This window comes from Pseudolysobacter antarcticus, from assembly GCF_004168365.1.
GTDB classification, from domain to species: domain Bacteria; phylum Pseudomonadota; class Gammaproteobacteria; order Xanthomonadales; family Rhodanobacteraceae; genus Pseudolysobacter; species Pseudolysobacter antarcticus.
Map to the genome: position 1 here is coordinate 2,371,702 of NZ_CP035704.1, position 19,214 is coordinate 2,390,915.

Below are 19,214 nucleotides of genomic sequence, written 5' to 3' on the forward strand. Positions count from 1 at the left end.
GTTGCATCTCGAAGGCACGACAAACCGGCTCCCGCTGCGACTGGCGGAGCACGCAGTTACGCGCGCCCTCGCATTTTCGAACGTAGTGACCAGCAGTGTCGCAATCCGTGCGACCACATTGCCATTAAATGAGTATCCAGCGACTTCTCGGCGTGCTCTATGTTTCCCTCCTCGGCGGCAATCGATTCGAGTTCTGGTACTGGTCAAATAACCGGTGGTAATATGACCGGCATGGATCTCCTGACCAACCGCCAGCAAGCCATCCTGGATTTCATCAGCGAAAGTGCGCGTATGAACGGCCTGTTGCCCAGCCAAGCCGAAATCGCTCGTGCCTTCGACATCCAGCTCAGTGCCGTGCAGGATCATCTGCATGCTTTGGAACGCAAGGGTGCGATTGAACGGCATGCCGGCAAAGCGCGTGGTATCCGCTTGGTGGATGCGGTCGTTACAAATACCAGCACACTGGAATTACCTCTGGTCGGTCGCGTCGCCGCAGGACAACCGATCTTGTCCGAGGCGCATATCGAGCGGCAGTTCACGGTGGATCGCTACATGTTTCGCCCGCGTCCGCACTATCTGCTGCGCGTAGAAGGCGAGAGCATGCGTGACATCGGTATCCTGCATGGCGATCTGATCGCCGTACACCGATCACCGGATGCGACCAACGGCCAGATCGTGGTGGCACGCATCGATGGCGAGATCACGGTGAAGCGCTTCCGGCGCATTCGTCAACGCATCCTGTTACTCCCGGAAAATCCGGCGTTTGCGCCGATAGAAGTCGATCCGCGCACCGACGATTTCGCGATCGAAGGTTTGTATGTCGGCAGCATTCGCATCCCGTAGCCATGAATGCCGTGATTGCCCTTACCGATGTGCTGCGCGATCCGCGCGTCTGGCGCGGCAGCGCCGACGCCGTCGTCCTGGCGACCGAACCCACCGGATATGCCGCATTGGATGCAGTCTTGCCCGGTCATGGGTGGCCGAAACATGCCCTGTCGGAAATCCTGTTTGAGGCCGATGGCATTGGCGAACTTGGGCTCATTCTGCCCACACTCGCACGATTGACGCAGACCGAGCGCGCTGTCGTGTTGGTCGGGTCGCCATACCTTCCATATCCGCTTGCGCTGGCGGCGCAGGGGATCAACCTGCGGCATCTGCATCTGATCGATGCCACGGGACGTGAGGCGTTGTGGGCCAGTGAACAATGCCTGCGCTCCGGCGCCTGTGCGGCCGTGGTGTGCTGGCCATTGCAAGCGAACGAACGCGCATTGCGTCGTTTGCAAGTTGCCGCGGAATCGGGCCATGCGTTGGGCTTCGTATTTCGTGCGTCATCTGCTGCACGCAATCCATCACCCGCACCGCTGCGTCTGCAACTTGCTCTGCATGCGTCTGGAACCACGCTGAATATATTGAAATGTCGTGGTGGCCGCGTGCCTACCCAAGTGCTATCGCTACGCTCTGCGCGTCGCGCGTGATGGATCGGATGACGAGCGCTGACCATGCTGTGGGCCTGCCTCCTTTTGCCGCATCTGGCGCTCGATGATGTTCAACGTCGTAGTGCAGATACCACCGCGGCATTAGTTATTGCCGATGGTCCGGCACAACGACGGATCGTGCGCGACGCGAATGTCGCTGCATTACGCGCCGGGATACACGTTGGCCAACCCCTGGCCGCCGCGCGTGCGGTATTGCCGGAGTTTCGTTGCATCGCCTATGACGCGGCTGCCGAGACGCGCCTGCGTGATCTGCTGGCCGCGTGGGCGTATGGTTACAGCTCGATGGTCAGTCTGCGTGAGCATGATGCGATCTTGGTCGAGATCGGGGCGAGCTTGAATCTGTTCGGTCCGTGGCCGAATCTTGAGCGCCGCTTGCGCAGCGAACTGATCGAGCTGGGCATCACACATCGTATTGCCATCGCCCCCACCGCACTGGGCGCGTGCGTGCTTGCGACCAGCCAGGACGGCATTGCCGTAATGCAATCCGGGCCGTTCAAAGGCGCCTTGGCACACATCGCATTGAGCGCAGCGCGGTTGCCTGACGAGAATGTATCGGCACTGCACGCGATGGGCATCCGCCGTCTGCGCGAGCTTTTTGCGTTGCCACGTAGCGGGGTGGCCAAACGCTTCACACCAGCGCTGCTCGATCATCTGGATCGCCTGCGCGGTGACGCGCCAGATCCATTGCCTCTGCATCATCCGCCGGCATGTTTTTTCACGCGCATGGAGTTTGATCACGCGATCGAAAGTAGCGAAATCCTGCTGTTTCCACTACGCCGATTGCTCAGCGATTTTTCGGTGTACCTGCAGGGTCGCGACAGCGGAGTGCAGCAGTTTCAAATCCTGCTGGATCACGACGATCTGCCGTCCAGCCTGCTGACAGTGGGTCTGCAAAGTCCGCAGCGCCACGCAAACGCATTGATGGAAGTAGCGCGCCTGATGATTCAGCGCATGACCGTGCCTGCTGCCGTACGCGCGCTGAGCATCCGTGCCGAGGAATTGCCAGCCTATGTACCAGATGCCGAAGACTTGTTCGATGATCGCTCCAGCGGTAGCCAGTTGAGCTGGTCACAGCTGGCCGATCGCCTGCGCGCGCGGCTGGGTCAGGAGCAGGTTTACCAACTCACCGCGACGCACGATCCGCGCCCGGAATACGCTTGGCGCCGCGCTGCATTCTCGCAACGAACGGCAATGACCATTCCCCGTGACGGCACACGACCGACCTGGTTGTTCCCCTGGCCGCTACCGTTGCACGGCCAACCCCAGCATATTCTGGCCGGCCCGGAGCGTATTGAATCAGGCTGGTGGGAGGGCTTGCAGCAAGATGTGCGTCGCGATTATTACGTGATTGAAACCCGCCTCGGACAACGCGCGTGGGCGTTTCGTCTGCTTGATGATGCGGGGCCGTGGATGCTGCACGGCTGGTTCGCATGAGTCCGCCCGCTTACGCCGAGTTGCACTGTCTATCCAATTTCACCTTTTTGCGCGGTGCCTCCAGCGCGCTTGAATTGGCCGAGCGCGCCAAGAAGGTCGGCTATCGCGCGCTGGCGATCACCGACGAATGCACTCTCGCCGGAATCGTGCGCGCCTACGAAGCCACGAAAAAACTTGGCCTGCCGCTGATCGTAGGCAGCGAGATACGTTTTGAAGACGGCATGACCGTGGTGCTGCTGGTGCAGAACACCACCGGCTACACCGCATTGTGCCGATTGATCACGCGCGGCCGACGCAATGCGCAGAAAGGTCAGTACCAACTGTCGCGCCAGGATCTGGGTGACACCACGGGCTTGCTAGCGCTGTGGATACCATCGATTGATTCGAGCGCAGAAGATGGGCGCTGGTTGTCCGCGATATTTCCGGATCGCGCATGGTTGGCAGTAGAATTACATCGCGGCCCCGATGATGCCACGCGTCTGCGCATGCTGATGACCTTGGCCAGCGCGGCCGGTCTGCCAGCAGTGGCTGCCGGCAATGTACATATGCATGTGCGTCGCCGCCGCGCCTTGCAAGACACACTCACCGCCATCCGCCATCGCACCACCGTGCATGCCGGTTGCGAACACCTCTTCAAAAATGGCGAGCGCCATTTGCGTCGACGCGAAGCGCTTGCCACGATCTATCCGCAGGAATTGCTCGATGCCAGCGTAGCGATTGCCGCGCGTTGCACCTTCTTACTCGATCACCTGCACTATGAATATCCGCGTGAACTGGTGCCTGCCACATACAAGGCCGATGCGTGGCTGCGCGAGTTGACCGAGACGGGCGCACGCTGGCGTTGGCCGCAAGGCATTGCGCCGCATGTGCGCAAACAGCTTGAGCACGAGCTCGTCTTGATTGCGAAACTCAAATACGAATCCTATTTCCTGACCGTTCACGACATTGTGAGGTATGCGCGAGAGCAGGGCATCTTGTGTCAAGGCCGTGGTTCTGCTGCCAACTCGGCGGTGTGTTTTGCGCTAGGTATCACTGAGGTAAACCCGGCGTTTTCGAACATGCTGTTTGAACGATTTATCTCCGCAGAACGCAACGAGCCACCGGATATCGATGTCGATTTTGAGCACGAGCGACGCGAGGAAGTCATCCAGTACATCTATCGCAAGTACGGGCGTGACCGCGCCGCACTCGCCGCCACGGTGATCTGCTACCGCTCCAAAAGTGCGGTGCGGGATGTCGCGAAAGCGCTGGGCATGACCACCGATCAGGTCGATCAACTTAGTCGTGCATTTACCGCTTGGGACAACCTCGATGGCATGGAAGAGCGTTTGCGCGAGTGCGGCTTTCAGGCGGAATCACCCGCGATGCAGCGCCTGATGAGTTTGGCGCGAGACCTGATCGGTTTTCCGCGCCATCTGTCGCAACACGTCGGAGGATTTGTGATCTCCGAACATCCTTTGCACGAAATCGTGCCAGTGGAAAATGCCGCCATGCCGGATCGCACGATCATCCAGTGGGACAAGGATGATCTGGACACACTCGGACTGCTCAAGGTGGACGTGCTCGCGCTCGGGATGCTTACGTGCATCCGTAAATGCTTCGACTTGCTGCGAGCACATCGTGGTCTGGATATGACTTTGGCCACGATACCTGCCGAGGACACCGCGACCTACGCCATGATCCAGAAGGCCGACACGGTGGGTGTATTTCAGATCGAATCACGCGCGCAGATGTCGATGCTGCCGCGCCTCAAACCGGCGACGTATTACGATCTCGTCATCGAAGTGGCGATCGTTCGGCCCGGCCCGATTCAGGGAAAAATGGTGCATCCGTATTTGCGTCGGCGGCAAGGGCTGGAAACCTACGAGCCGCTAACCGGAGCATTAGCCGGCGTACTCGATCGCACCTTGGGCGTGCCTCTTTTTCAGGAGCAGGCGATGCAATTGGCGATCCTCGGCGCAGGATTTTCGCCGGGCGAAGCCAATGATCTTCGCCGCGGCATGGCCGCGTGGAAACGCCATGGCGGCTTGGAGCAGTTCCATGATCGACTGCTGTCAGGCATGCAGAAAAATGGTTACACCGTGGCGTTTGCCGAGCACGTGTTTGAACAGATGCGAGGCTTTGGCAGTTACGGATTTCCGGAAAGTCATTCAGCGAGTTTTGCCTTGCTGACCTACGTCTCATGCTGGTTGAAATGCCACGAGCCAGCGGCCTTCGCCTGTGCGTTGCTGAACTCGGCGCCGATGGGGTTTTACACAGCCAGCCAGATCGTGCAAGACGCGCGCAAGCATGGCATACGCATCTATCCGGTCGATGTTCGTTTCAGCCAGTGGAACTGCACGCTCGAACCGCAAGTGCAGGGATGTGCATCACAACCGATTATCCGTTTGGGATTGCGTGAGGTGCGCGGATTCCGCGAAGATGTGGCGCTGCGCATCACCTGCGCACGCGAGCAATCCCACTTTTTGAACCTCACCGATTTGTGTGATCGGGCGGCGCTGGATCGTCGTGCGCAATCCTTGCTCGCTGATGCCAATGCGTTACGTGGCCTGACCGGAAATCGTCACCGCGCACGCTGGGCGATGGCTGGCGTAGAACCGCAACTCGCGTTGTTCGGTGAACTACGTGTCGAAGAAGAAAGTGTGAGTTTGCCCATGCCCACGGTCGGCGAAAATCTGATTGCCGACTACGCCAGTACCGGGCTCACACTCGGCCCACATCCCATGTCTTTGCTGCGTCGTCAGCTCACGGCACAGCGCTGCAAAGGCTCGGTCGATCTGCGCCGCCTGCAGCACGGCACAGCGGTGCGAGCAGCAGGTTTGGTCACCTTGCGCCAGCGTCCGGCGACCGCCAATGGCACGACGTTTCTGACCTTGGAGGACGAAGCAGGGATGATCAATGTGGTGATCTGGCAACGACTCGCGCAACGTCAGCGACGGGTACTGCTGGAATCACGGCTGCTGGCGGTCGATGGTGTACTGGAATCAGCGGATGGTGTGCAGCATCTGATTGCAGGAAGATTGATTGATCTGACGAAATTGCTCGGACAACTGGATACGCGATCGCGAGATTTTTATTGACTTCATCGCGGCCAGCAGGGACGTGTCACTCAGTTTCACAGAGGGCTTTTCGCTTGAAGCGCGTCGAAATCTGGGGCTAATCAGAACACGTGCTCAGCTCCAACCAAACCAACGCGTGGTAGAGGATCTCGCGCGAAGTGTTGGTTTGAAACCGATCAATATTTTGCATGCCACATGCTGCACTGGGGTAAACTTTTTCCGATCCCTAGCGAGATGCCTCGATGGTCATTCGTTTAGTCCACACCCTGATCGGGGGCGTCGTGCTCGCGCATTTCGCTGTTGCTGGAGTAGCCGCAGCCGCCGCCCCTGAATCGTTCTCAATTTCACCATCGCCGGATGTCAGCCACGGCACGGCAAGCTCCTTGTGGCCAGCGGTCGGCGCCGTTATAACGCTGTTGCCAGGCGGATCGTTTGAAGAGTGCACGGGCACGTTAATATCACCGCGCTGGGTGCTGACGGCGGCGCATTGCCTCAATGGGGATCAAACGGTAGCGAATACGACTTTTATTGCGCAGCCCGATTACGGATCCTCGTTGGGTAGCGGGCTTCCGATATCGAGTTTTGTTTTCGATCCGAACTACGATGGACTGAGCTCCGATGTTGGATTGATACAGTTGACGGATCCATTGCTGATTCAGCCGTTCGTGATCAACGATCTCGCGCCGCCGCCCGTCGGCACGACGTTGTACCTTCTCGGGTACGGGGTGACGCAGAACAATCAGAACAACATGCACAAGCAACTCGGCACCATGATGATCAGCGCCGAAACATCGGGAACGATGACTTTTTCCCCTTCGCCATCGCTTGCTTGCGAAGGGGATTCTGGTGGCCCCGTTTTTGGATATACGTCACCGGCCGGGAATGCTCCCGTGGTTTACTCGACCATCAGCTACGGCAATACCTCAAACTGCGCAACGGGAGCGTCCGCCACCACGACGCGAACTGACGCTGTACTGAATTTTATCCTGCAGCACGCCACCGATGCCTGCAAGCTCAGTGGATCACAGGCGCCCTGTGATTTTGTGTTTCGAAATGGATTTGATTTGCGGTTGGGCACGAACCCGTAGCTATAGCCGGGCTGCTATGCAAGAGCTCTGTATCGAACTTCTAGGCAATACTTGCTGAGCGAAGTTTGCGAGGTATCAAGCTTTGCCTTTCGCGCAAGCCTGATTCGACACAGCTGGTATTTGGAGCAGCTCACCGCATATAGGAAGCCGCATTAAGAACTCGCGCCATATTTCGCAGTCTGACCGAGCCCGCCACCAATACATCAAGGACAAATGTCATGACGCGATTTCGGCAAAGGGCGCGAGCAATGCTGACCACGGGGTTTGTTGCCTGTGGTGTTGTCGTAGCTCCCGCAATCGCTGTAGCTGCTGGCGCCGATGCGTTGGCGAATTCGGTGCCGACGGTATTCGCACCTGGCGTGATATCCGGCCCCGCGCATGATTCGGCGCCGGCATTTACGCCGGATGGCAACACGGTCTATTTCACACGCAGCAATACGAGCCAATCGGTCATCTCGGTTTCGCACAAGATCGGTGGCAATTGGTCCGCGGCGGAAATTGCGCCGTTCTCGGGGGAGTGGAACGACATGGAACCGGCCATGGCGCCGGACGGCAGTTACCTGATCTACATTTCCAATCGACCGGCCGAGGGTATTGACGGAAAACCAGTCGAAGCAACTTACAACGGTGCTACACACCCAGGCGGTAATCTTTGGCGCGTGGATAGCAAAGGCTCAGGCTGGGGGCGGCCAGTACGACTTGTCGATACGGTCAACACCGGTCCTTCGACGTTTGCACCGAGCGTTGCCAGCGACGGTAGTCTTTATTTCATGACCACCGACAAGCAGAGCGGCAAGTTTCGTCTTTACCGTGCGCAGTATCGCAAGGGGACTTACGAGACTGCGCAGCCACTGTCCTTCAGCGATGGCAGCAATACCGATGTCGACCCTGCGGTGGCGCCCGATGAATCGTTCATCGTGTTTGCCTCCGGACGCAAACCCAGTCGGGGCATGGATCTGTTCATCGCCTTTCGCGAGGGAACGACATGGGGCGAGCCTATCCATCTCGGCAATGTCGTGAACAGTCCCGGCTCCGACGCCGAGCCGCGCTTGAGCCCAGATCAGCGTACGCTGTACTTCAGCAGCGAACGCGTATCACCAGTAAACTTTCCACGCACGCGGGAGCAGGCGCAGAAGGATACCCAGCGCCTGCAGAGTTGGGACAACGGCAATTACAATATCTGGAGAATATCGCTGGCGGAGTGGCTGGATAGCCGCCGCGATCCACATCTTCAGCACTGATCCACCAGGCCGCGCGCGCGCCGGTGCAGCCTTGATCAAAATTTTCGTCGGTGGCACACGTGATCAGGCCAGGGCAGTTCGTGCTACCTGATTGGTGACGCTGCGGCGACGTATGGGAGCGCTTTGCGCAGAGTCAGCGACGCGTCCTGTCAGCCGCATCAAACCAATTCTGCGCGGGGCAGCAGCCCTTGGGTTTGAATGAACTCGATGATCTCGGGCAATCCTTGTCCGGTTTTCAGGTTGCTGAAAACGAATGGCCGCACACCGCGCATCTTGCGCGTGTCGTGATCCATCACTTCGAGCGATGCACCGACCATCGGTGCGAGATCGATCTTGTTGATCACCAGTAAATCCGACTTGGTAATGCCCGGGCCACCCTTGCGCGGAATCTTGTCGCCGGCAGCGACGTCGATCACGTACAGCGTCAGGTCGGACAGTTCCGGGCTGAATGTGGCGGCCAGATTGTCACCGCCACTTTCGATGAAAATCACATCCAGATCGCTGAAGCGGCGCTGCAGCCGCGCCACCGCTTCGAGGTTGATTGAGGCATCCTCGCGAATCGCGGTGTGCGGACAACCGCCCGTCTCGACACCGATGATGCGATCCGGCGACAGCGCGCCATGACGCACCAGAAACTGCGCGTCTTCGGCGGTGTAGATATCGTTGGTGACGACGGCGATATGGTAGTGATCGCGCAATGCCTGACACAGCGCCAGTGTCAGTGCAGTTTTGCCGGAGCCGACCGGGCCACCTATACCGACACGTAGCGGATTGTTCACGAGATTTGTCATGGTAGCGTTGTCATGGTCAGGACCGGAAAAGGCGGGAATACTGGGTTTCATGCGCGATGCTGGCAAGCCCATGGCCGGGAGCAAAGTTGCTCCAGTGTGTATCGTCCAGATCGAGCGCGCGTTCGACTAGCGCCGGGATGCGCGCGCCGATCGCGAACAACAGACGTTGACCGCAGGCCTGACCCAGCGGCACGGTCTTGAGCGCCGCCATGGTCTGATTCTCCAGCCATGCCCACAGATAGACGTTGAGGCTTATTGCCACCGGAATCGACCAGTGCTGCGCGACCGCCGCCCAGACCAGCGGAAAGCCGATGTCGCCGAGTTGATCGAGGTCCGCGAGCAGGCGGGTATCGATATCGCCCATTTCATGCAGCAGGCGCCGCAAGGAATAACCCATCTGGATAGTTTCGGCGCGCAATTCCGCGCTCTCGCGGCTCGCCAGCCAATCGTCGTTGAGCGCACTCACGTGTGCCAAGTCGGTGTCGCTCCAGGCGCTGTGCGCGCGCGCCAGCAACGGGGCTTCATAGCGGCTCAGGCTTAGATCGAGTACATCGCCGATCCAGCGCAAGGCAGATGTTTCATCGGTCACGAGCGCGCTCGCCACCGCGTATTCGAGTCCCTGCGAATAACTGTAGCCGCCGACCGGCAGTGCGGGGCTGGCCAACTGCAACAGCCGTGGCAGCGCAGCACCGGGGATTGAAAATACGGCGCTCACGACGACGGGAATTCATGGATTTTTGGCAGCGATCGATGTGCGCCGTGGCCCGGATCGAACAAGCGCACGTTGCTGTGGTTTTGTTCGTGCGCGTGCGCGCCATAGGCGCCGGCTTCCGGTTCAAACGCCGCGTTGATTGCACGCGTTGCGCAACCGAGTCCCTGCACCATTTGCGCCAGCACGTGATCGGCGACAAAACGCAGCCAGTCATCGCCGACTTCGACCGCAACATGCCGGTTGCCGAGGTGATACGCCACACGTCCGAGTTGCAGCGGCGTTGTGCAGCGCGCTTCGATCAGCGCTTCGGACGCGGCGATCACGGCAATCACGCGACCATCATCGCCAGCCAAAAAATCGCCGCCGCGCAAGATCGTGCCGGATGCAAGCATCAAGGCGATTTCTTCACCGGATTGCAGTTTGCTGCGCATGCGCCGTTTGCAGCGACTTTCGTAAGGCAGCACCAGTTGTTCGGTAGCGCTGCTGGCTGAGTCGGTTTTTTCATGCACTGTGAGCATGCGCTACCTCGAATTTGAAAAATTGAAACCCAGAAATGTCAGAACAGAAAATAACGCTGCGCCATCGGCAATACGACCGCCGGCTCACATACCAGCAACTCGCCATCGGCGCGCACTGCATACGTTTCCGGATCGACTTCGATTTTCGGCAAGAGATCGTTATGCCGCATATCGTGTTTGCTGATATTGCGCGTATTGCGCACGGCTTCGAGCGGCTTGCGCAGACCGAGTGCAGCGAGCGCGGGATTGGCCAGCGCTGCCTGCGATACGAACGTCAGCGAAGTCGCCAGCGCACCACCGAACGCACCGAACATCGGTCGATAATGCACCGGCTGTGGTGTCGGAATCGAAGCATTTGGATCACCCATCGCTGCCGCCGCAATCATGCCGCCTTTCAGGATCAGTGACGGTTTGACGCCGAAAAACGCCGGCTTCCACAACACCATATCGGCGAGTTTGCCGACTTCGATCGAACCAACGACATGGCTGATGCCGTGCGTGATTGCCGGATTGATGGTGTATTTGGCGATGTAGCGTTTGATTCGGAAATTGTCGTTGCGTGCACTATCCTGCGCGAGCGCGCCGCGTTGCATTTTCATCTTGTGCGCAGTCTGCCAGCAACGAATGATCGTTTCGCCGACGCGTCCCATTGCCTGCGAATCCGAGGAGATCATCGAGAACGCGCCGAGATCGTGCAGGATATCTTCGGCTGCAATCGTTTCGCGCCGGATACGCGATTCGGCAAACGCGATGTCCTCGGCAATCGACGCATCCAGATGATGGCAAACCATCAGCATGTCGAGGTGTTCATCGATCGTGTTGATGGTGTATGGCCGCGTCGGATTAGTCGATGACGGCAATACATTTGCCTCGCCGCAAGCGCGGATAATATCCGGCGCATGACCGCCGCCAGCACCTTCGGTGTGATAGGTGTGAATGGTGCGGCCCTTGAAGGCGGCGAGGGTGGTTTCGACAAATCCGGATTCGTTGAGCGTATCGGTATGGATCGCCACCTGGGTATCGGTTTCATCCGCCACGTTGAGGCAATTGTCGATTGCCGCGGGTGTGGTGCCCCAGTCTTCGTGAAGCTTGAGGCCGATCGCGCCGGCGTCGATCTGCTCGCGCAAAGGCAACGGCAAACTGGCGTTGCCTTTGCCGAGAAATCCGAGATTCATCGGGAACGCATCGGCCGCCTGCAGCATTTTGTGGATGTGCCACGGCCCGGGCGTGCAGGTAGTGGCGAACGTGCCCGTTGCCGGGCCGGTACCGCCGCCGATCATGGTGGTGATGCCCGACATCAGTGCTTCGTCAATCTGCTGTGGACAGATGAAATGAATGTGCGTATCGATGCCACCGGCAGTGATCAACAAACCCTCGCCGGCGATGATTTCGGTGCCGGCGCCGATGGCAATTGTCACTCCCGGCTGGATATCCGGATTGCCGGCCTTGCCGATGCCGGCGATGCGCCCGTGCTTGATGCCGATGTCAGCCTTGACGATGCCACTGGCATCAACAATCAGCGCGTTGGTGATGACTGTGTCGGCCACTTCGGCGGCGCAACGCTGGCTCTGGCCCATGCCGTCGCGGATCACTTTGCCGCCACCGAATTTGACTTCCTCGCCGTAGATCGTGAAATCCTTTTCGACCTCGATGAACAGTTCGGTATCGGCCAGACGCACACGATCACCAACAGTCGGGCCGAACATTTCCGCATAGGCGCGGCGCGAAATTTTCAGGCTCATGTCGGGACATCCTCGAGCGCGCCCATGATGCGTCCGGCAAATCCGTAGACGCGCCGATCACCGGCGAGCGCGACCAGACGCACCGTGCGGCGCATGCCCGGCTCGAAGCGCACCGCAGTTCCAGCGGCGATGTCGAGGCGAAATCCGTAGGCAACACGACGCGTGAATTCGAGTGCGTCGTTGACCTCGTAGAAATGATAATGCGAGCCGACCTGAATCGGCCGATCGCCGCTATTCGCGACCACGATCTCGACCACATCGCGACCGCCGTTGAGTTCAATCTCGCCGGTATTGACCAGAATCTCGCCGGGGATCATCGCGGCATGCTCCGGTTTCGTTTGGCGGAATGAATACTCCCGCATTCGGCGTTGCGCATGCGCATCTCCGGCTTATTGAATCGGCTGATGTACGGTGACCAGTTTGGTGCCATCGGGAAAGGTCGCCTCGACCTGAATCTCCGGCACCATCTCGGCCACACCTTCCATCACATCGACGCGTGTCAGCAGGCTTGCGCCGAAGCTCATCAACTCGGCGACCGTGCGGCCATCGCGCGCGCCTTCCATCAGGGCTGCGCTGATGAACGCCACCGCCTCGGGATAGTTGAGTTTCAAGCCGCGCGCCTTGCGCCGTTCGGCGACCAGCCCGGCGGTGAAGATCAGCAGTTTGTCTTTTTCGCGCGGAGTCAGTTCCATTGCAGCTGGCGCCGTATCAAGGGCAGGGATCGCCCGGCATTTCGATTGTCAACGATTTTGCGCAGCTTAGGTACTCCAGATTCTCGGCGCCTGCGCAGGTCGCCCGAACACTGCCGGACGCAGCACCGACCATAGCCCGATCATCCAGCCGCGCGCGGCTTCATTGGAGTCGCCAAGATAACGTGCAACGGCGAGTTGCGGCAGGAGCGTGATGCCGTGTTTTGCGCCATCCGCAGGCACGATCTCGCGCAGCCGGTCGAGTACCGATCGATCCAGATCAGTGCCGGCCAGGATCAGTGTGGCACTCACCGAACAACCGGCCAGCCCGACCGGCGATGTCAGAAACGCTGAGGCGCCATCGACCCGGCCACGCTCTCGCCATAGTGATTTTCCGGATTGGCTGATGCGGCTGGTCAGGCTCAGTCGTCCGCCATCGAAAATTTCGCCACTCGCGCGACGACCGAAACACAATACTTCCCAGCCCAGGAATAGCGCGCCAGGTGCCAGATCGATGGTGCAGTCGAGTCGTGCACGTGTGCCACGAAAAAGAATGGTCTCCTGCGGTAGCCACTCAAGCATCGCGCCGGGTGCTAGTGTGAAGTGAAGCTGCTGTGCCGCTTCGGCGTCGTCCGAGCGATACCATTTGCTTGCGCCTGGCGTGGTCAACAAAGAGTGGCTGCCCGGCCCGAGATCGACACCAAGATATAGCTGGTCGCCCGCGGCGATTCCGCCTGGTGGATGCAGGATGATGCTGTGGCAAATCGCATCGCCTTCGGGATACAGCGCCTTCTGCACGCACAGCGGCCCGCGCCGTCGTTGCGCTGCCAGCAGCGTGCGTTCGCCGACCCGGCGGTATTCCAGATCAAGTTCGGCGTGCCAGTTTGATGCGAGCGGTATGGTCTTGTTCACGCATGGAAGTATGCCCGCAATGCATGGGCCCGCGCGCTGCAATCTTGCTTGCGGAGTCATGGATTGTCGGTGCGGAATTTCGTTGACTCACAACTTAGATATCGTGCCCGATCAAGTAGGTGGAATAATCCGCTTCGCCGGGTAGAAATTGGCAAGCGTGGCGCTTGGGCCAAGCCCCAGATATTCTGATCCATATGTCGCGCTGGAGATGTACAGTGCGTTGGCGTTGGCGTTGGCGTTGGCGTTGGCGATCGGCTTGCGGAAGACAATAGCATTGCAAAGTGTGCGGCACGCACGCAACACCCTAGAATGCGCCACTGACGACGCATATGTATATTATGTCAAATTACACAACGACATAAGCGAAAGTCTTATTTAACTGTCGTTAACCAGTTAAACATGTCATGTGACCGCTTAATCATGTCATGCCGCCTTAACGTGTCACCTTTTTCATTTTGAAGATGCCTTCAGCGTTTCGCTTTCGCGCCGCCACGATTTGGCTCGTTCTTTTTTGAGAGTGCCTTCAGGCGTTTTTCAAGCTCACGCACTTTCCCTTTGAGTTGGCGTTGCTCGGCAACATGGGCGCTCGTGATCTTCAGGACATCCTGGCGAGAACGACCAAGCTGGCTGCGGGCCGCCTTTGCGTCCTTGGTAGCCAACTTCGCTTCTTCGCGAGCTCGGTCAACTTCACGTAGCCAACGCTGCTCGGCGATGACGGCGCGATCGAGATGGTGTTCCCTTGATTCTGCTGCCTATGGTAGCGCTTGCCGAATCTTTGTAACATATTGATTCGCATATATAAAATATTATATAAATATATTAATAGCATATATATCAATAAGTTACTGTTACCCTAAATGCGGAGTCTCTAGCGGCTGATTTCGCGAAAATCCGGTTGATTTTGCTGCCTATAGTTGCGTTGGCAGCTGCATCGCCATGTGATGAATATCAATCCTTTGGCGCAAATCAATAGCCCGAACCAAAAATGACGAGAGTTGTGCGCGCTTACGTCCGCCAGCGCGTCGCCACGGAACTCAAACTACTCGGGTATTGGGGCACGGAAGGCGTCGAGAACGATGTCAATTTCGAGTCGGGTCACATTGATCGCGAAGGGCGCACCGATATTGCCTATTTATGGAACAACGATACGTTTGGCATGGAGCTCGTGTTTGAATTCAAGAAACTGACCACGCGGTCCGATAGCCGATCTCGTTACATCCATCACGGTGTACAGAATTTCGTATCCGGTATCTACAGTGAGCGGCAGCCCTTCGCGGTGATGGTCGGCATTCTGCTCGCCAGTCGCGAGGAGGCAGGCCAAGGACTATGCCTGGCTTTGGCGCACCGACCCACTGCCGCTGCCATTCATGCTTGCGCAAATACCGACCACCGCTTTGTTATGGCGCCGTCAACGCTGTTTCCGAAGTACGCAACGTTCGACACCGAGCATTTACGCTCGGCGTCGAATGCACCCTTCCACGGCACCATTCGCATCGCCCATTTATTCTTAGAGTTTCCCTATGCCAAATTCACATACAAGCGCAAACAACGGGCGGCCCTGATCGAAAGCCTTGAAAACGATGACGACGTCTGATGCCAAGCGCTCGGCGCTCCGTCACCCGTCTGATTCTTGAGAAAACCGCGGTGATCATCAGCGGCAAAGTGAGTGTGGAACCCAGCTTGCTGATACCGACATTCCGGCGCACTGATCATCGACTCCAGCTCAGGCATCCTCCTTTACTCCCTGATCCCAAGGCAGCAAGCGCGCAAATTCCTTACGCACCACCTCGTAGCACTCGCAGGACTTCGCCTCGAGGCGTTTGCGATCCAGGACGCGAATCTTGCCGCGTTGGTATTCGATGATGCCCAATCGTTGAAGCTTACCCGCGGCCTCCGTCACACCTTCGCGCCGCACGCCCAGCATGTTGGAAATCAGCTCCTGCGTCATCATCACCTCGTTCGATGCCAATCGATCCAGGCTCATGAGAATCCAGCGGCACAGTTGTTGGTCGAGGCTGTGGTGTCGATTGCACACCGCCGTCTGCCCCATTTGGGTGAGTAGCGCTTGTGTGTAACGCAAGAACAATTGTTGAACCGGTCCGGCCAGAACAAACTCATCGCGGATGAATTGGGCCTTCATGCGGAACGCATAGCCCGCGCTCTGCACCACGGCCCGACTCGGTGTAGCGCTTCCACCCATGAACAGCGAAATCCCCACCAAGCCCTCATGGCCCACGATGGCGATCTCCGCCGAATCACCGTTCTCCATGACGGAGAGCAACGACACAATCGAGTCGGTGGGAAAGTAGACGTAGGTTTGCTCGACCCCGGCTTCGTAAACCACCTGACCGAGCTTCATGATGATCGGGGTCAATTGCGGGGCAAATCGATCCCATTCTGCTTCGGGAATGGCACCCAGCAGATGGTTACGTCGTGGGTCGATGCGCGCGTCAGGCATGAGTTGGCAGTCTCGGCGTGAATCAATGGTACAGGAGTCTGGCCGTGCCGGCATCGGGGACGGCTTAAGCGCGAGGCCGCTCATGCAGCGTGGTCGTTCAGGCGTTCAATCCACAACCTCACAGTTAGCTTTCTGCGCTCTTCGCACATCTCACCGACACAGGCGCGTCACTGCGTTTGAGTTTCGATCATCGCATGGCTGCATATGCGATGGCAGTGGAGCGGCTTAGCGGCCGGAATATTGAGGTGAGTGATAAAGTCCGATGGTGTTGCGAGGGTAGCGACGCGTTGATCCAAGTGCGGGCTGCGCTGGCAACGGACGTGTTCGAAGGAGTGGTCGTGAATCTTCGCGATGTCGAATCCGGATAGCCTTCGTCCGAAGGCGCCTGTGTTCGAATGTCTGAAAACGCCCCTTCCTGGAGCAAGAACATTCCATGGGTAGCGTACCCCAGGCCGCAGCCGAGTGCCCGCTGCCCATCGTAAGGCCCCTATCGCCCCGCCTTCCCGCAGCCGCGATGCAATTAGCGCGTGATGCATTTGAAAATTTGGTGCTCGTTGAAATGCACCAATGAACCCACGCGTATCAACTCCGTAACCATGGGCACCTGGAGTTCGCCCACTCGAACTTGGACAACGAAGCCGTCGAAGGCTTGGTTTCCTTGGCAATGCACGTGATCGACATCCACGCTGAGCGAGCCCATTCGCAGCGTCACGATACCCTTGTCATGCTCAAACGCGGTGGCGGGAAACGCTTCCCGATCCGTATAGGCAATCGCCATTTCCATTGGTCGTAGATCAAACATGGCACAACTCCCAGCAAGCGCAACACCGCTTGAATAGCTTGCACCCGTGATGGGCTTTGTGTCTGTGCGCTGCCGAACACGGAAAGGCGCGGCTCAAAGGTTGGCCAAAGAGCATCGGCATGGAATCAGTTCGATCGCAATCTCGAATTCACAGGGGGTAGCCTTCGGCGATCGCATGGCCGCCACGTTCAAAAGTGCTGCTGTTAAGCCACACCTTCACGCACAGATGCCTAATGTACGCTGCCGCACAGATGGCAGATTAATCCGGAGGCATCCTACTTTGGCTCAAATCTTATGCACGGTCGCACGATATCGAATTGCATATGCGGCGCCCCCCCCCTTTTCATTGCCAGATACTGGCAAATGCCCACGCATGAGAAGTAACCCCTATGCCTGTCAAGCGAGTCACCGCGGTATCCAATCAATTGCTTTCAGCACTTCCAAAGCCGGATCGCGAGCGTTTTATCGCGGATTGCAGCACCGTTGATCTCGTGCGTGGCAACGTGCTGCACGAGCAAGACCATCGTATTGGGCATGTGTATTTCCCCACGAGTAGCTTTGTTTCGATGCTCATTCATGTCGATGAACATTCCGAGTTGGAAGTGGGCATGATCGGTAGTGAAGGCATGTGTGGGCATGAAGCGATTCTGGGTTCCACGCGCGCGCCCCTGCGTGCCTTGGTGCAAGGCGCTGGTCACGCATGGCGCATGGAGATCACAGTGTTTCGGCGGAAATTGGAAAGCTCGCTGCCAGTGCGTCAACTTCTGAACAGATACGTGGGTATCCTTCTCCGACAGCTTGCGCAGACCGCTGCCTGCACCCGTTTCCACAACGTCGAACAGCGGCTTGCGCGATGGCTGTTAATGACAGCAGACCGTGCGCACGCAGACTCCTTTGTTGTGACGCAGGAGTTCCTCTCGTTCATGCTCGGTGTGCGTCGGGCTGGCGTTACAAAGGCTGCGGGCGCGCTCCAGGCGCTAGATCTGATTCACTACACACGTGGCCAAATGGACATTCTTGATCGCGATGCACTCGTGTCAGTCGCGTGTGTTTGTTACGAGGCAGACCTATCCAGCTACCGGCGCGGCCTCTCAGAGAAAACATACATGACATGACCATCCTCACGAAGTTTTCACTTATGTGCGTCAACGTACAGAACGAGCAACGACGCCCAAGATAGGCTCACCTTTCGGGATCGGTAATCTTTGCAACGCCCCTGCAAGATTGAACTCGGCTTTTGTCCGACGCCCATCCGAAAAACGGGATTTGTCATGTTGGAGCACTCCATTGTTTCCCTCCCGGTTGGACGACTGGGCGGCAAGTTATTCCCAACGCTTTACGTTGCACCGTTGGCGCCAATCGAGCAACCCAGTTTCGCGGAAATCCGCGATGCCTTGGCAGCGTTGGCGGCAACCCACCGCGAGACGGAAGATTTGCTCAAGCAAAGTGATCAAGCGCTCCTCGACGCTGGCGAACGCGCGAGCATGCGCGAGCGATTCATTGGCGTGCTGGGGCATGACTTGCGAAACTCACTGCAATCGATCGGCTTCGGTACCTACCAGCTCAGGCAGACCGTAGCCGATGCGCCATCAACAGAGGCCATCGCGCAAATTGAACGCAGCTGCGGTCGAATGACCGAACTTGTTCAGAATATTCTGGATTTTGTGCGCGGTCGACTCGGCGGTGGCATTCCGCTTTCCCGCCGGAGAGAGGATGGGTTAGCTGATGAACTTCGACACGTCGTCACGGAGGTTCAATTGGTGCATGCAGATCGTGACATCTTGAGCGATATTAATATCGCTTTCCCTGTCACCTGCGACCGACGCCGCCTGGCGCAACTACTCGCCAATTTGTTGACGAACGCAGTTACTCATGGCGTTGCGGATCAGCCGGTGAAGGTGCGGATGCATAGTTGCGAAAGGATGTTTGAAATGTCCGTGACCAACGGCGGCCCCGCCATCCCGGTCGACAGATTAGCGGGGTTATTCGAGCCTTTTTCTCACCGCGTGGACAACACTCAACACTCGGGGCTTGGGCTGGGACTGTATATCGCTGCGGAAATTTCCAGGTCGCATGGCGGAACGCTGACGGTATCGTCACTGCCAATGCAAACGTGCTTCACTTTTCGTATGCCGATGCCTACCCAAATCGTCGTAGAAAATAAGCGGGTCGAACCTGAAGCTTGGCAATTATTGTTCAGGTAAATAGTGCGGCGCTCAAGGCATCGAGCGTGCATTTATGATTCATTTTTTAAAGGCAGCGAGGGGCTTCG

The 19,214-nt window shown here is 58.0% G+C and carries 19 protein-coding genes; 9 read left to right on the forward strand and 10 right to left on the reverse strand.

The window, feature by feature from the left end:
• The first annotated feature begins 231 nt into the window (after positions 1-231).
• The 6 genes from lexA to ELE36_RS10090 all read left to right on the forward strand — a co-directional run bounded on the left by lexA (position 232) and on the right by ELE36_RS10090 (position 8,318).
• Entirely contained in the window at positions 232-843 is a 612-nt protein-coding gene (gene lexA, locus ELE36_RS10065; protein ID WP_129832944.1) for a transcriptional repressor LexA, read from the forward strand.
• A gap of 2 nt (positions 844-845) precedes the next feature.
• On the forward strand, positions 846-1,475 hold the full coding sequence (gene imuA / locus ELE36_RS10070; protein WP_129832946.1) for a translesion DNA synthesis-associated protein ImuA: 630 nt from the start codon (positions 846-848) through the stop codon (positions 1,473-1,475).
• Between the two features lie 24 nt (positions 1,476-1,499).
• Positions 1,500-2,930 carry a Y-family DNA polymerase gene (locus tag ELE36_RS10075; protein ID WP_129832948.1) on the forward strand — a complete coding sequence of 477 codons (1,431 nt, stop codon included), beginning with the start codon at positions 1,500-1,502 and terminating at the stop codon, positions 2,928-2,930.
• Positions 2,927-6,010, forward strand: a complete 3,084-nt coding sequence (locus ELE36_RS10080; protein ID WP_129832950.1) for an error-prone DNA polymerase — start codon at positions 2,927-2,929, stop codon at positions 6,008-6,010. Before ELE36_RS10075 ends, ELE36_RS10080 begins: the two co-directional genes overlap by 4 nt.
• A 221-nt stretch (positions 6,011-6,231) precedes the next feature.
• Positions 6,232-7,077 (forward strand): S1 family peptidase, encoded by an 846-nt coding sequence (locus ELE36_RS10085; RefSeq protein WP_129832952.1) that lies wholly within the window; start codon positions 6,232-6,234, stop codon positions 7,075-7,077.
• Positions 7,078-7,295: 218 nt separating this feature from the next.
• Positions 7,296-8,318, forward strand: coding sequence for a TolB family protein (locus ELE36_RS10090; RefSeq protein ID WP_129832954.1), 1,023 nt, complete (start codon positions 7,296-7,298; stop codon positions 8,316-8,318).
• Between the two features lie 158 nt (positions 8,319-8,476).
• On the opposite strand, the gene ureG is transcribed toward ELE36_RS10090, so the two are convergent.
• The 8 genes from ureG to ELE36_RS10130 all read right to left on the reverse strand — a co-directional run bounded on the left by ureG (position 8,477) and on the right by ELE36_RS10130 (position 14,341).
• Positions 8,477-9,109, reverse strand: coding sequence for an urease accessory protein UreG (gene ureG / locus ELE36_RS10095; protein WP_129832956.1), 633 nt, complete (start codon positions 9,107-9,109; stop codon positions 8,477-8,479).
• A gap of 16 nt (positions 9,110-9,125) precedes the next feature.
• Positions 9,126-9,824: an urease accessory protein UreF gene (locus ELE36_RS10100; protein WP_207215739.1), complete on the reverse strand. Its 699-nt coding sequence runs from the start codon at positions 9,822-9,824 to the stop codon at positions 9,126-9,128.
• Positions 9,821-10,339 carry an urease accessory protein UreE gene (ureE, locus tag ELE36_RS10105; protein WP_129832958.1) on the reverse strand — a complete coding sequence of 173 codons (519 nt, stop codon included), beginning with the start codon at positions 10,337-10,339 and terminating at the stop codon, positions 9,821-9,823. Before ureE ends, ELE36_RS10100 begins: the two co-directional genes overlap by 4 nt.
• 38 nt (positions 10,340-10,377) lie before the next feature.
• Positions 10,378-12,081: an urease subunit alpha gene (ureC, locus tag ELE36_RS10110; protein ID WP_129832960.1), complete on the reverse strand. Its 1,704-nt coding sequence runs from the start codon at positions 12,079-12,081 to the stop codon at positions 10,378-10,380.
• Positions 12,078-12,398 (reverse strand): urease subunit beta, encoded by a 321-nt coding sequence (locus ELE36_RS10115; protein WP_129832962.1) that lies wholly within the window; start codon positions 12,396-12,398, stop codon positions 12,078-12,080. The genes ureC and ELE36_RS10115 overlap by 4 nt, the downstream gene beginning before the upstream one ends.
• A 72-nt stretch (positions 12,399-12,470) precedes the next feature.
• Positions 12,471-12,773 (reverse strand): urease subunit gamma, encoded by a 303-nt coding sequence (gene ureA / locus ELE36_RS10120; protein ID WP_129832964.1) that lies wholly within the window; start codon positions 12,771-12,773, stop codon positions 12,471-12,473.
• Between the two features lie 66 nt (positions 12,774-12,839).
• Positions 12,840-13,682 carry an urease accessory protein UreD gene (locus tag ELE36_RS10125; protein ID WP_207215740.1) on the reverse strand — a complete coding sequence of 281 codons (843 nt, stop codon included), beginning with the start codon at positions 13,680-13,682 and terminating at the stop codon, positions 12,840-12,842.
• 467 nt (positions 13,683-14,149) lie between these two features.
• Entirely contained in the window at positions 14,150-14,341 is a 192-nt protein-coding gene (locus tag ELE36_RS10130) for a hypothetical protein (protein WP_129832968.1), read from the reverse strand.
• Positions 14,342-14,667: 326 nt separating this feature from the next.
• On the opposite strand from ELE36_RS10130, the gene ELE36_RS10135 reads away from it, so the two are divergent.
• Complete coding sequence (locus ELE36_RS10135) at positions 14,668-15,276, forward strand: Fis family transcriptional regulator (protein WP_129832970.1); 609 nt, start codon at positions 14,668-14,670, stop codon at positions 15,274-15,276.
• A 129-nt stretch (positions 15,277-15,405) separates the two neighbouring features.
• Here ELE36_RS10135 and ELE36_RS10140 read toward each other — a convergent pair whose 3' ends face one another.
• Positions 15,406-16,140, reverse strand: coding sequence for a Crp/Fnr family transcriptional regulator (locus ELE36_RS10140; RefSeq protein ID WP_129832972.1), 735 nt, complete (start codon positions 16,138-16,140; stop codon positions 15,406-15,408).
• Between the two features lie 520 nt (positions 16,141-16,660).
• A complete protein-coding gene (locus ELE36_RS10145) occupies positions 16,661-16,942 on the reverse strand; it encodes a hypothetical protein (protein ID WP_129832974.1) in 282 nt (93 codons plus the stop codon).
• A gap of 389 nt (positions 16,943-17,331) precedes the next feature.
• On the opposite strand from ELE36_RS10145, the gene ELE36_RS10150 reads away from it, so the two are divergent.
• Together ELE36_RS10150 and ELE36_RS10155 are read left to right on the forward strand one after the other, a co-directional pair.
• The gene (locus ELE36_RS10150) at positions 17,332-18,057 is read left to right on the forward strand and encodes a Crp/Fnr family transcriptional regulator (RefSeq protein WP_129832976.1); all 726 of its coding nucleotides are present in this window, start codon (positions 17,332-17,334) and stop codon (positions 18,055-18,057) included.
• Between the two features lie 156 nt (positions 18,058-18,213).
• Entirely contained in the window at positions 18,214-19,146 is a 933-nt protein-coding gene (locus ELE36_RS10155; RefSeq protein WP_129832978.1) for a sensor histidine kinase, read from the forward strand.
• Positions 19,147-19,214: the final 68 nt, after the last annotated feature.

What these genes read in the sequence shown, in the direction of transcription:
- ELE36_RS10115 (WP_129832962.1), bottom strand. Translation starts at nt 12,398, where the DNA reads ATGATCCCCGGCGAGATTCTGGTCAATACCGGCGAGATTGAACTCAAC.
- imuA (WP_129832946.1), top strand. Translation starts at nt 846, where the DNA reads ATGAATGCCGTGATTGCCCTTACCGATGTGCTGCGCGATCCGCGCGTC.
- ELE36_RS10085 (WP_129832952.1), top strand. Translation starts at nt 6,232, where the DNA reads ATGGTCATTCGTTTAGTCCACACCCTGATCGGGGGCGTCGTGCTCGCG.
- ELE36_RS10155 (WP_129832978.1), top strand. Translation starts at nt 18,214, where the DNA reads ATGTTGGAGCACTCCATTGTTTCCCTCCCGGTTGGACGACTGGGCGGC.
- ureE (WP_129832958.1), bottom strand. Translation starts at nt 10,339, where the DNA reads ATGCTCACAGTGCATGAAAAAACCGACTCAGCCAGCAGCGCTACCGAA.
- lexA (WP_129832944.1), top strand. Translation starts at nt 232, where the DNA reads ATGGATCTCCTGACCAACCGCCAGCAAGCCATCCTGGATTTCATCAGC.
- ELE36_RS10090 (WP_129832954.1), top strand. Translation starts at nt 7,296, where the DNA reads ATGACGCGATTTCGGCAAAGGGCGCGAGCAATGCTGACCACGGGGTTT.
- ELE36_RS10080 (WP_129832950.1), top strand. Translation starts at nt 2,927, where the DNA reads ATGAGTCCGCCCGCTTACGCCGAGTTGCACTGTCTATCCAATTTCACC.
- ELE36_RS10075 (WP_129832948.1), top strand. Translation starts at nt 1,500, where the DNA reads ATGCTGTGGGCCTGCCTCCTTTTGCCGCATCTGGCGCTCGATGATGTT.
- ELE36_RS10135 (WP_129832970.1), top strand. Translation starts at nt 14,668, where the DNA reads ATGACGAGAGTTGTGCGCGCTTACGTCCGCCAGCGCGTCGCCACGGAA.
- ELE36_RS10150 (WP_129832976.1), top strand. Translation starts at nt 17,332, where the DNA reads ATGCCTGTCAAGCGAGTCACCGCGGTATCCAATCAATTGCTTTCAGCA.
- ureG (WP_129832956.1), bottom strand. Translation starts at nt 9,109, where the DNA reads ATGACAAATCTCGTGAACAATCCGCTACGTGTCGGTATAGGTGGCCCG.
- ureC (WP_129832960.1), bottom strand. Translation starts at nt 12,081, where the DNA reads ATGAGCCTGAAAATTTCGCGCCGCGCCTATGCGGAAATGTTCGGCCCG.
- ELE36_RS10145 (WP_129832974.1), bottom strand. Translation starts at nt 16,942, where the DNA reads ATGTTTGATCTACGACCAATGGAAATGGCGATTGCCTATACGGATCGG.
- ureA (WP_129832964.1), bottom strand. Translation starts at nt 12,773, where the DNA reads ATGGAACTGACTCCGCGCGAAAAAGACAAACTGCTGATCTTCACCGCC.
- ELE36_RS10140 (WP_129832972.1), bottom strand. Translation starts at nt 16,140, where the DNA reads ATGCCTGACGCGCGCATCGACCCACGACGTAACCATCTGCTGGGTGCC.